The organism is Paenibacillus sp. J31R98, from assembly GCF_056269245.1.
Genome location: NZ_JBWDNO010000002.1, coordinates 1,049,330 through 1,062,285, shown reverse-complemented (window position 1 = coordinate 1,062,285; position 12,956 = coordinate 1,049,330). Strand labels below are relative to the sequence as shown.

Below are 12,956 nucleotides of genomic sequence, written 5' to 3'. Positions count from 1 at the left end.
GTATGGTTCTTATTCATAGAGACGCTGATTCGAACCGACCATATTCGAGCCGAGTGACTCACCTGGCGGTGGCTGTTTGTTGCAGCTTAAGAAAATTCCCTTGCTAATAAAACGCTTTCATTATATTTTGTAGATGAGAAGCAAGCGGCTATAACCAAGGGGGATTAGTATGTATCGTATGTTCATCGTCGATGACAATAAATACGAGCGAAACGGCCTCAAGAACCAAATTGACTGGGCAGCTCTCGGCATCGAGGTCGTAGGGACGTTCTCGAATGGCGAAGAGGCGCTCGAGCAGATTGATGAACTTCAACCGCATTTGATCGTGACCGATATCGCGATGCCGATCATGAACGGCGTCCAGCTGTCCGAACACATCTACCAGCGGTACCCCGACATCAAGATTATCTTCATCAGCTGCCACAGCGATTTCGAGTTCGCCAAGTCTGCCGTCGACCTCGGCATATACGGCTACGTGCTCAAGCCGATCGTCTCGAACGAGCTGGTCTTGGCCGTGAAGAAGCTGGTCCACGATATCGACATCAAGCATTCCGAATCGCAAGAGAAGGAGCAAATGCTTCAGCAGCTGGAGATGATGCTCCCTCTCGTCCAGGAGCAGTTCTTCAAGGAGCTTCTGCTTGGCAACTTCCACAACCAAGATGACATCATGAACCGTATGGCGTTCCTGAAGATCGCCGTTCGGCCGCATGCCCGCATTCATATCCTCTCCATTCAACTCCAAGAGCAAGGCGAGCAGCCGGCGGATCAGGCTATAGCCGACACCTATTTCGTTTCCTATTCGATTAAACGCAGCATTGCATCATTGAGCAGCGACACCCGTACCGTCTATCCGGTGCAATTCTCGTCCAGGGAATATGCAGCGATTGTTGTCGACGAGGAGGTCACTGCGACCGGCAGCATTATGGACACGGCTGTTGAAATCAGCATGGAGATCGGCAGAAGGACGGAGCTTACGGCTACCGCGGGCATCAGCAAAGCCGCAAGCAGGATTGCGGACATTTCGGACTTATACAAGCAGTCCCAGCGCGCGGTAAATACCCGGTTCTACAGCGGAAGCAACCCGATCATTACGTTCGCGGAGGTCGAAGATCGCACGGATGTTCCATTCGAAGAGCTGCCGAATCTGGAAGCCGTGTATCAGGATTTGAAAACAATTCTGGTATACAGCACCGAGACGGACGTTCGGGAGTTCGTCGATAAGTATATTGGCGAACGCGCCAGGAAGCGGGACGGCAGCTATGTGAGAAGCTTCGCGTTTATGGTAGTCAATATGACGCGGATCATTCTGCAGGAAGCGAACCAGTCGCTGCGAGATCTGGCAGAGGACGATGTGAACCTGTGGAAGCCGCCTAGTCAGTCAGATACGAGGACGAATGTAGGCGATAACATCTGCAAGTGGCTGCTCGGCATCATCGAACGGATTCACGAGAAGTCGACGAACAAGAATAGCAAAGTCGTGGAAACGATTAAGGACATGATCCGGACCAATTACAACGAGCCAATCACCATTGAGGACATCTCCAAGTCCGTCTACTTGAGCGCCAGATATGCGAATGCGTTGTTCAAGAAGGAAGTCGGCAAGACGATCTTCGACTATGTCATTGACGTCAGGATTGATGCGGCGAAGAAGCTGCTGAAGGTGAAGGAGAGCCGGGTGGCGACAGTTGCCGAAGAGGTCGGCTACATGAATACATCCTACTTCTGCCTGGCCTTCAAGAAGAATGTCGGCATGACGCCCGCGGAATACAAAAGCAAGGCCGCTTTATGATCGGAAGACTCACGTATAGGCACAAAATCGCCGTGATCATCTTCGTCTTCGCGTTGCTGCCGATGATTGTCCTCGGTTCGATCATGATTCGAAGCACTTGGAACGCGAAGGTGCAGGATATTATTACGAAGAACGATATTCAGCTCACGAGCAGCGTCAACGGGATTAACAGTCTGCTATCCTCCAACATCGATAAATTGATGGCGCTCAATAACAATTTCTACATTTACAATTATTTGGATACAAGGTCGGATCAGAATCTCGTCGGCGTGATGAATTTCAGCGATTATTTGCAAAGCGTCGTCAACGCGATGAAGTCCGATAATCCAAGCGTGGATTTCCTGATCTATGCCCTTAGGGATACGGAATATGACGGAGACTACTTGCGCAGCATACAGAACTTGGAGAAAGTGAAGGATCAAGACAAAGTCAGCCTCAAAGACGAAATTATGAATACCGACGGCTCGAAGATCTACTGGAAATACCGTACAATTGTTGCGAAGAATGGACAAGAGAGCAGTTACCTGTACGGTTACAAGAAAATGATGTCGATTGGCGAGACGCTCGCGATCATCGAGCTGCAAATACCAATCAAACAGCTGCTCACCCATTTCAGGTATGACATTCCGAAGGGGAGCTTCATCGTCTATGACGTGGACGGCCAGCAGCATCTGATGAAAGGCGGCGGCTTGGATGCCATACCTGAGGACTTGAATCAAGACTCTTATTACAGCATACATAAAGAGCTGAAGCCAGGTATTGGTGAAATCTCGATGCTCGTCCCGAAGAGTATGGTGCCGCATGAATTAAGGGGCTATCTTATCTCTGTCCTAGCTATTTTTATATTGATCATCGTCATTCTCTTCGTGACCGTGGAGATGGTGTCCTACTTCCTGACGAAGAAGCTCGAGACTCTGTTCCGCAAAATGAACACCAATGTGGAAAGCCTGATCAGCAGCGACAGCTTCCTGCCGTTCGAGCAGACGAACGACGAGTTCGGCAAAATGGGGCATGTGTTCTATGAGCTGACGATGCGGATCAAGGAGTATTATCGCAAGGTTGCCGACTACGAGCTTGAGAAGACGGAGCTTGAGACGAAGCTGCTGCAGGAGCGGTTTAATCCGCATTTTCTGTACAATACGCTCTCCACGTTCAGATGGATCTATAATGATCCTAAGGTGCATGAGGTCGTGGATTCCATGGTGAAATACTACCGGATCGCGCTCAATAAAGGCAGCAGCATCATTACGATTGAGCAGGAGACGGAGATGATCCGGGAATACCTCCGCTTGCAAATGTTCGCATATGGCAATGATTTCGAGTATGACATTCAGATCGAGGATGGCACCGGGGAGCATCCCGTGCTGAAGAACCTGCTTCAGCCGATTGTGGAGAATGCGTTCCTGCACGGCATTAACGGACTTGAGCGCGGCGGGCACATCATGATTCGCGTCTACAGGCAGCAGCAATCGATTCGGTTCGAAATCGTCGATAATGGTCGGGGCATGGGACCGGAGAAAATCAAGCAAATCGTCGAAGGACACGATGAAAGCAAATACAGCGGCTACGGAATGAAGAACGTACGGAATCGGATGGAAATTTACTACAGGGACGGTTATTCGTTTGAAGTTGAAAGCGTGCCTAAGCGGGGAACGAAGGTTACGCTCTCGATTCCCGAGGGTGCAGCTGTCGAACGAATCCCAATACAGCCGCCTGCTGCAGGCTGATAGTAAGACCTTATTCCGAAAGGGTATGCGGAATAAGGTCTTTTTTTCGATATACATCATATCCGGATTGCGGTATTTCATAGCCGTATATTTACTATTTCAGTTTATGAAAGCGTTCTATAATTTGAAATATACAAGAGAAGTGCTAGTGACAAGAGAGGAGGAAACAAGTTGAAAACGATTGCAAGTGAAGTGCCATTGAAGAGGTCCATAGGCTATAGGCTCCGGAGGAATATCAAGGCGAATTTATTCGGCTACCTGCTTATGCTTCCGTCCATCGCGCTGACCTTCATCTTTTCTTACATGCCGATGCCGGGACTGCTGGCAGCCTTCCAGGATTACAACATGTTCGCGGGATTGTGGAAGAGCGATTGGGTCGGGATTGCGCATATCAAGGAGATCTTCCAAATCCCTCTGCTCTGGGGATCGATTGTCAATACGCTGAAGCTGAGCGTTCTCACCATTCTAGTCGGATTCCCGGCGCCGATTGTGCTGGCGCTTATGATAAACGAGTTGAAGAACGGCTTATACAAGCGAAGCGTACAGACATTGACGTATCTGCCTCACTTTCTGTCCTGGATTGCCGTAGTCGGTCTGTGCTACTCGTTCTTCGATTCCTACGGTCCACTGAACGATCTGCGGGTTGCGATGTTCGGACCGAATACGGAGCGGGAGATGTACTTATCCAAGCAGGGACTGTTCCTGCCGCTGCTCCTGCTGCTAAGCGTGTGGAAAGAAGTAGGCTGGGGGACGATCGTATATCTCGCCACGATCACATCCATTGATCCGCATCTCTATGAAGCGGCCAAGATGGACGGCGCGAATCGGTTCAAGCAGCATCTGCACATTACGCTGCCGGGTCTGAAGCAAACGACGATTCTGCTGCTGCTGTTTACGCTGGGTACGCTGTTCGCCAGCAATTTCGAGCTTGTCTACGGCATGCAGAACGCTTTTATCAACTTCGACGTTATCGCCACTGTCATTTTCTCATCGGGTATCCAACAGGGAAGCTATTCTCTGGCAACAGCCGTTGGATTCGTGCAAGGATTGGTTGCCTTGCTGCTCATCATTGTCGCAAACAAGATATCCAAGAAATTCTCTGGGGTATCGATATGGTAGGAGGCTTTCCATGAACCACGAATCCGGCACATACAAAGTATTTAAATATGGGAACATCAGCCTTCTATTCATTCTGGTCGTCGCCATGATCTTCCCTTATGTGAACGTGCTCGCAATCGCCTTCAACGATCCGCTCGATTCACAGCTCGGCGGCATCACCTTCTGGCCGAGGGTCTTCACCGTCGATAACTTTCGGGTTCTGGTAGAGAACAAAGATATCATTACCGCTACGGGGATATCGGTGCTGAGGGTTATCGTGGGAACGATCATCGCGCTAATCGTGCAATATATGTGCGCTTATGCGTTTACGATCAAGGACTTCAAAGGCAAAGCGGTCGTTCTGATGTTTCTTATGATTCCGATGTACTTCAACGGCGGATTGATTCCCCAATACTTGCTCTTCTCGAAGATGCACATGCTCAACACGTTCATGGTATACGTGCTGCCGGTTTCCTTCAGCTTATACAATATGGTCATTATCCGGTCGTACTTGTACAGCATCCCTAGCAGCTTAGCTGAATCGGCACGCATCGACGGAGCCAACGAATTCATCATTATGTTCCGCATTTACGTTCCGCTTTCGATGCCCATCATCGCCGTTCTTGCTCTGTGGAGCGCGGTTGGCCACTGGAACGATTGGACCACAACGCTGTATTTCATAACCGACAAGCATTTGTACACCTTGCAATATATTCTGATGCAAATCTTGCGGGAAGGCGAGCGGGTTTCCAAGCTGATGGAGGAAGCGATTCGAATGGGGACGATGGGCGCGACAGGTACGCCGAGGCAAATGACGCCTGCTGCGATCCGGGCTGCCAACATTATTATTACAACAATTCCAATCGTCATTGTGTATCCATTCCTACAGAAGTATTTCGTACAGGGCATTACGCTAGGAGCGGTCAAAGAATAAGGGATCGTTCGAAGCTAGCATAAACGCTAGTAACTTAAGGAGGTGGGGCCATCCGGACTGTGATAGAGTGGGAGAAGGATGAGGGGATCATAACCGCAAGCCATGAAAAAAGAACAGATCAAAAAAGAACATATCAATGAGAGTTGCGGGCTAATCTGTCGCCAAACCTACTAGCCGGCCGTGCTCATGAACATGTTCTCTCGAGCTGTAACACTTCTATTATCACATACCTTTACAAGTCCATACCACACATATTTTCACTAGGGAGGATCGTAAATGAAGAAGCCACTATCAACGGGATTGCGCTTATCGCTGACGGCCGCATTGACTGTAGCCATGCTCGCCGGCTGCTCCAATAATAATGAACCTGCGAAGAACGAAACCGGCAATGCTGCCAATACGAAAGATACGACGAATACGAAGAACACGACGAATGCTGCAAATACGACGGACACAACGACGAATACCGCGCCTGCGGAGAAATTGTATTATGACATGTACGATACAGTTACCGACAGCTCGGATTTCCCGGATTGGACAGGAAAACAGCTGAAGCTAAAAATGTGGTATTCCCACGGCACCGGCGAGCCTGAGCACCATACGGCTGAGCAGGATGTTGTAACGCCTGAGGCGAAGCGGGTTACCGGCGTTGAGATTGACCAGGAGAACTCCTTCGATAACGGCGGCCAGGATTTGAATGTGAAGATGGGCATGCTGAATGCGGCTAACGATTGGCCGGACATCGTAATGAGCTCCGACATGAGCACGTTGTCCGACCTCATCAAAGCAGGCAAAGTCTATGATTTAACCGACGTCATCAAGCAGTACGCGCCGAATCTGGCGAAGAGAACTCCTTTTGACAAGCTGCCTAAAGTCTTGGATAACATTACGGTCAAGAATTTGGACGGCAAGATTTACGGCTTCCCGCTGGAGCTTGGCGATCCGGACAAAACCTTGAAAGTGCTTGATTCATCGTTCGAAACGCCAAACTCCCAGCAAGCTCCGGATGGAATGGGCTCAATCTGGGTGCGCGACGACTTGCTGAAGAAGCTGTACCCATCGGCTAAAACACAGGATGAGATTGATGCGCTGTATGTGAAGAACGGCGGCAAGTTTACGAAGGAAGAGCTCTATGATGTACCTGTCAAAACAAAAGAAGACTTCTATAAGTTCCTCTATGACATGCAAGCGCTGATCAAGAAGGACAACATCAAAGAGAACGGCAAGCCTGTCGAAACGTCTTACGCTTTCGGCGGCGGTGATAACTGGAGCACGCTGACGATGCTGCAAACGTACCTGAACCGCGTGCCTGCCAACAACAACTACTTCACGTACTATGACAAGAAGACCAAACAAATCGAGTTCATGTTCCAGCAGGATTGGTTCAAGCAAACGCTTCTGGAGTTTAACAAGCTTGTTCGCGACAAAGTCATGGATCCTAAATCGTTGCTTGAGAATCAAGCTACGCATTCGGAGAAGATCAACAATGGACAATATGCGGTTGCTTATCTGTGGGATACTCCGGATGAGAGCGTATTGAAAGCTGCTGGCAAGACGTTCCGTTACAGAAAGCTGTTCATGGATTCGCCGGTCAATACCGACCAATTCATTTCGCCAAACAGCCCAAGCGGGAACAACCAAGCGATCATGATCTTCAAAGATAAAGTGAAGGAAGAGGATTTGCCGCAAATCGTTCGCTACCTCGATTACATGGTATCCGAGGTCGGCGAGAAAATGTACACTTGGGGTCCAAGAAGCGCAGGCTTGTTCGACGAGAAAGACGGCAAGCGCGTATTCAAGGACAAAGCGCTGGAAGAAGCGATGGTGTACAACAAAGACAACGGTGCGAACAACAAGTATAACCTGCTTAACAACAGACTTGGTTCCTCGTCCAAACAATTCCCGCATTATCCGACTTACATGTGGGGCGGTTCCACGGTGACACCAAGCTACGCATACGATAAAGTGATAGCTCCTGTAGATGGTCTGAACTTCTTCAACCCAGGCAACCTGCCTAACAATTCAACCGCGACAATTACGACAACGGTTAATGTTGACCCTGCGATTTGGAATTTCTTCAGTCCTGTTGCGAGCGCGGATAAGTTCTGGAAAGGCAGAGACGCATTCGAGAAAGCGCTGACAAAAACATTGGCAGCGAAGGACGATGCGCAATTCGAGGATCTGTGGAAAACATTCAGCGATATCGCAACGAAGAACGGCGCCAACGATCAAACGCTGAAAGACATCAATGATTACTTCCTCAAAGGCAATGAAGGCATGCTTCCCTAATGAATAGCTTCTGAGATAGACCTTCCCTGGTTCCATATGAATGTAACGTTCATCATGTGGGGCCGGGGAATTATTATGCCTTTTTTGTGAGTGAATGCTTGAAAGCGATTACAATATTTAGGAGGTTTGTTCATGTCCGCATTGCAGATCAATCGCAAGAAGCTGCTGCGAGCCGTAAGCTCGACGCTGCTAGCAATGACGATTATCATCCCTTATGTGGCGCCTATACAGCATGCAGATGCAGCAGAGTCCGGCGACTATTACGTCGGCGGAGACAACGCCTCGGACGATAATCCGGGAACGTCGGCCGAGCCGTTCGCTACGATCCAGAAAGCGGCTAGCGTCGCTGAAGCCGGCGGCACCGTACTGATCCGAAGCGGTATCTACCGGGAAACCGTTACCCCTGCTAATTCCGGTACAGAAGGCAGTCCGATCGTTTACCAGCCGGATGGCGATGCCGTTGTTACGATCAGCGGCGCAGACAGTGCGGACGGCGGCTGGTCGGTGTATCAAGGCAGCATCTATCAGAAGACGATCTCGCTGCCGGTAACCGGCTATAACGACCATATGACCAATAACGATACGCTGATGGCAAATCAAGTGTTCGTCGACGGCAAAATGATGATCGAAGCGCGCTGGCCGAACGTATCGAATTCGGATGACCTGATGAATCGTGCGGATTGGAGAAGCGCCGCGAGTGGTACTTGGGCTTCGGCTGGAGCAGGTATGACCGTGAACGATGCCGGTATTCCTGCTATTGAAGGCGGCTGGGTCGGCGGTCAAATGTGGATGACAGGCTGGTTTATTCCGTCGACCGCGCAAATTACGGCGCAAAGCGGCACGCAGCTGACGCTATCCAAGAATACGGCTGAAGCGTTCCGCGAGCATTACTATCTGACGGGCAAGCTTGGCGCGCTCGACAGTGCGAAAGAATGGTTTTACGACGGGACGAAGCTCTATCTATGGGCGCCGAACGGCAACAGCCCGACGAACGTGGAAGTGAAGAAGCGCAACTATGCATTCGATCTAGGCGATAAATCCAATATCACCATCAACAACATCCACGTAGAAGCGGCTTCCCTTATTACCAACGTGAACAGCTCGAACATCACGATTGATGGACTGAAGGCCAAATATATCAATCATAGCGTCACACTTCCAGGACCGGATTTGACATACTCCCATTCGGACGAAACCGGTATCAGGCTGATTGGACCGAACAGCCATATTCAGAACAGCGTTATCGAATACAGCTCCGGCTCGGGGATCGTGCTCGGCGAAGGCAACAGCGCCACGAACAATCTGGTGCACGACATTGCCTACGACGGCACATACGCGAGTGGCATTGTGCCGAAGCCTTTCACGAACAATCAGACGATCACGCACAATACGATTTACCGAACCGGCCGCTCCAGCATCGACATGTACAATAACAAGAATGTCGAGATCGGCTATAACGATCTATACGAATACGGCTTGTCCAATATCGACCTAGGCGCGGTTTACTCGTCCAGATCGTCTGATCTGACGGGAACGCGCATCCACCATAACTGGATTCATGACAATAAAGCGCCATCGGACGGCGAAGGCATTCAAGTCGGCGTTTACCTCGACCAAGGGTCGGGTCCTGCTCAGGTCGACCATAACGTAATCTGGAACAACATGATCGACTATTACAATCAGCATGAATCCGGCGACGGCAAGCCGGTCAAAGTATTCACGACGTACAACAATACGTTCGGATCAATGAATACGGCATCCTATCTGACGTATACGAATCCGGCGATCGACGTCAACCAGAACAACATTCACCGCGATGCGATTCTAAGCGTGGATAACGCAACGAACGCGATCAAACAAAAGACGGATCCGAAATTCGTGAATGATGGCCATGGCGGGTTGAAATATCGACTGCAGGCTAACTCTCCGGGTGTTGACGCAGGCGCGGTTATTGAAGGCGTAACCGATGGATTCGTTGGCGATTCTCCGGACATTGGGGCGTATGAGCTGGGCGGCGAAGAATGGGTGCCGGGCTATACGGCAGATGGTTACGTGCCGTCGTATTACGCCACCGAGCAGCCACTTGAACCTACTCCGACAGCTCCATCATCGTCATCTTCGCTGGGAACGGTAACGGTAGATGATAGCGAGGTGGGTACGAATGAGCTTCAGTATCATTATTTCGGAGCATGGAATGCGAGTCCTAACGAGCAGGCATACATGGAAACCGACCATTTCAGCGGTACCGCAGGCGACTACTATGAAGTGAAATTTACAGGTACGCAAGTGAAGGTGTACGGGGAACGAAATAAATCGTTCGGTATCATCGCCGTATCGGTGGATGGCGGTCCTGAAACCTTAGTGGATTTATACAAGCCAGAGCGAATGGCGAATACGCTGCTTTACTCCAGTCTCGTGCTGCCGAGCGGCAGTCATACCGTGAAGGTGAGATTGACCGGCACGAAGAATCAACTAGCGGATGGCTACTTTACAACCGCCGATCGTGTAGTCGTGACGAACGGTCTTGCAGTCGTAGATGATGATGTAACAGGCACTGGTGAGCTGCAGTACAATTTCGCAGGTTCATGGAACAAGAGCCCTAGCGAAACGGCTTATATGCATACCGATCACTTCAACGATAAAGCGGGCGATTATTACGAAGTCAAGTTTAACGGTACGGGGATTGACGTATACGGCGAGAAGAACGCTTCGTTCGGCATCGTAGCTGTATCCATCGATGGTGGCGAAGAAGCGCTCGTCGACTTGTACAGCGAGACGAAAGTTCCGGATACGCTCCTCTATTCCAGTCCTGAACTGGCGCAGGGCAGCCATGTCGTGAAGGTAAGGATTACAGGCGATAAGAACGTTGCTTCGGGCCATAACTATACGACAGCGGATAAGGTCATCGTCAAGCTGGGCAATACGCTGCCGGACACGTTGACTGTCGATGATGACGACACGGGCATTGACGAGAATGCATACGAGTTTGTCGGCGGCTGGAACAGAAGTCCTTCCGAGCAAGCCTATATGCAGACGGATCACTTCAATAACAAGGCTGACGACTATTATCAGGTTCGTTTTACGGGAACGCAAATCCAGCTGTATGGCGAGAAGAATAGCAGCTTCGGTATCGTAGCCGTGTCCATTGACGGCGGACCGGAAGTGTTGGTCGATCTCTACAGCGCGGAGAAGACGCCGAATACATTGCTGTACACAAGCCATGCGCTGCCGCTTGGCGGGCATACGCTGAAGGTCAGAATTACGGCGCTGAAGAACAGCAGCTCAGGCGGAACTTTCACTACAGCCGATCGCGTTGTCATTACGGCAACCGAGCTGCCGCCGGCCGAAACCGTGACGGTGGATGACGCAACAGTCGGAACGGATGCACTTCAATATGAATTTACGGGCAGCTGGGGATCGGGCACGACGAATGGAACAGCCTATCATTCTACCGATCATTATAGCAATGTCGCGAATGACAGCTATCAAGTGAAGTTTACGGGTACGCAGGTGAAGGTATACGGCGAGAAGAACAGCTCGTTCGGCATTATCGCGGTATCCATTGACAACGGTCCAGAGACATTGGTTGACCTGTACAGCGCGACTCAATCCGCGAATACGCTGCTGTACACGAGCCCAGGATTGCCGGATGGCAGCCATGCGGTGAAGGTTCGCGTGACCGATCAGAAGAATGAGGCATCCGGCGGTACTTTCACGACGGCCGACCGCATCGTCGTTACGACGAGCGGGGCGATTGACGAACCGACACCATCGACGATCCCAGCTTCCGGCGAACCGGAAGAGCCGGGCGAACCGACTGATCCGGATCCGGTCGCAGAGACGCTGCATGATCCAGGCAATATCTATGAAGCCGAGAATGCAACGCTTGAAGGAGGGGCTGCCGTAGCAACCAACCACGTAGACTTTACCGGAACTGGATTCGTGGATAGCTTCAACGGTCAGGGAGCTGCGGCAACCTTCACGGTTCATACGCTCGCTACAGTAACGAAGGCGGTTACGCTTCGTTATTCCAATGGCGATTCCGATGTCCGTTCGCTCAGCGTTTATCTGAATGGCGAGAAGGTGACGCAAACCAAATTGATCGGTACCGGCGGCTGGGATGGCTGGGGCTACAGAACCGAGCAATTGGTGCTGGAGGCTGGCGATAACACGATCTCCTATGTAAGGGATGCAGGCGATACGGGCGCCGTCAATATCGACAATATCAGCATTCCGTTCGACGCGGACCACCCGCACGCGAACGGTGTGAAGTATGAAGCGGAGTCCGCCGTACTGGAAGGCGGCGCGAAACCGAATACGGATCATATCGGCTACTCCGGCGACGGCTTCGTTGACGGTATCGGGGACGGATCTCCATCGTTAACCTTTACGGTGAATGCTGATTCCGCGGGTAATAAGGATGTCGCGATCCGTTACGGTGACGGCGATGACGAGAGAACGATGTCAGTTTACGTGAACGGGAAGAAAATCAAGCAAGTCTATTTCTCCGGAACCGGAAGCTGGGATACGTGGGGCAACCGAATCGTGAAGCTGTCTCTGGTCGCTGGCGAGAATACGATTGCCATCAAGAAGGATGAGGGCGATACGGGACGAATTAACATCGACTACATCAGTGTTGAAGGCGATGAGGTTGTGGAGCCGGAGCCAACTTTCCCATTCTTTGCTCTGAGCGATGGAAGCTTGACTGGGAAGAAGGGGTTCACGGCAGCCGTGACCGTCAAGCCGCTTGGACAGCATCCTGGCAATGAAGTGGTCGTATTTGAACTAACGAAGAAGAATGGCAAGAAAACAATCAAAACGGTAACGAACGATATCACAACGGAGCAGCGGATTTCCGCTACTTTCAACGAGAATGGGCAGCATTATACCGTTAAAGTGTACGTGACAAGCGAAGATGGCACCCCGTTGTCGGAGCCTTCGATTTACGTACAGAACGAATAACTATTTAGGATTCAAGGTGTATCACCGGGAGGGCAAAGGTCACTTAATCAGGGCTTATGCCCTCCCGTTCTATTATTTCTCCCCGTACAAGGAGGCGGATAATGAACTAGAGACGACAATGCAATACAGTGATTGATTTACGGAGAAGAGGTAAGTC

6 protein-coding genes are annotated in these 12,956 nt (G+C 50.7%); all 6 read left to right on the top strand.

The genetic code is table 11. The features are described 5' to 3' along the window. Positions 1-169: 169 nt before the first annotated feature. The 6 genes from AC0YNX_RS13475 to AC0YNX_RS13450 all read left to right on the top strand — a co-directional run bounded on the left by AC0YNX_RS13475 (position 170) and on the right by AC0YNX_RS13450 (position 12,799). The gene (locus tag AC0YNX_RS13475) at positions 170-1,789 is read left to right on the top strand and encodes a response regulator transcription factor (protein ID WP_475816166.1); all 1,620 of its coding nucleotides are present in this window, start codon (positions 170-172) and stop codon (positions 1,787-1,789) included. Then, positions 1,786-3,516 carry a sensor histidine kinase gene (locus tag AC0YNX_RS13470; protein WP_475816165.1) on the top strand — a complete coding sequence of 577 codons (1,731 nt, stop codon included), beginning with the start codon at positions 1,786-1,788 and terminating at the stop codon, positions 3,514-3,516. Before AC0YNX_RS13475 ends, AC0YNX_RS13470 begins: the two co-directional genes overlap by 4 nt. Before the next feature lie 171 nt (positions 3,517-3,687). After that, positions 3,688-4,635, top strand: a complete 948-nt coding sequence (locus AC0YNX_RS13465; RefSeq protein WP_475816164.1) for an ABC transporter permease — start codon at positions 3,688-3,690, stop codon at positions 4,633-4,635. Positions 4,636-4,645: 10 nt separating this feature from the next. Beyond that, the gene (locus AC0YNX_RS13460; protein ID WP_475816163.1) at positions 4,646-5,548 is read left to right on the top strand and encodes a carbohydrate ABC transporter permease; all 903 of its coding nucleotides are present in this window, start codon (positions 4,646-4,648) and stop codon (positions 5,546-5,548) included. 276 nt (positions 5,549-5,824) lie between these two features. Then, on the top strand, positions 5,825-7,837 hold the full coding sequence (locus AC0YNX_RS13455) for a type 2 periplasmic-binding domain-containing protein (protein ID WP_475816162.1): 2,013 nt from the start codon (positions 5,825-5,827) through the stop codon (positions 7,835-7,837). 132 nt (positions 7,838-7,969) lie between these two features. Then, the gene (locus tag AC0YNX_RS13450; RefSeq protein WP_475816161.1) at positions 7,970-12,799 is read left to right on the top strand and encodes a CBM35 domain-containing protein; all 4,830 of its coding nucleotides are present in this window, start codon (positions 7,970-7,972) and stop codon (positions 12,797-12,799) included. Positions 12,800-12,956: the final 157 nt, after the last annotated feature.

What these genes read in the sequence shown, in the direction of transcription:
- AC0YNX_RS13455 (WP_475816162.1), top strand. Translation starts at nt 5,825, where the DNA reads ATGAAGAAGCCACTATCAACGGGATTGCGCTTATCGCTGACGGCCGCA.
- AC0YNX_RS13450 (WP_475816161.1), top strand. Translation starts at nt 7,970, where the DNA reads ATGTCCGCATTGCAGATCAATCGCAAGAAGCTGCTGCGAGCCGTAAGC.
- AC0YNX_RS13460 (WP_475816163.1), top strand. Translation starts at nt 4,646, where the DNA reads ATGAACCACGAATCCGGCACATACAAAGTATTTAAATATGGGAACATC.
- AC0YNX_RS13470 (WP_475816165.1), top strand. Translation starts at nt 1,786, where the DNA reads ATGATCGGAAGACTCACGTATAGGCACAAAATCGCCGTGATCATCTTC.
- AC0YNX_RS13475 (WP_475816166.1), top strand. Translation starts at nt 170, where the DNA reads ATGTATCGTATGTTCATCGTCGATGACAATAAATACGAGCGAAACGGC.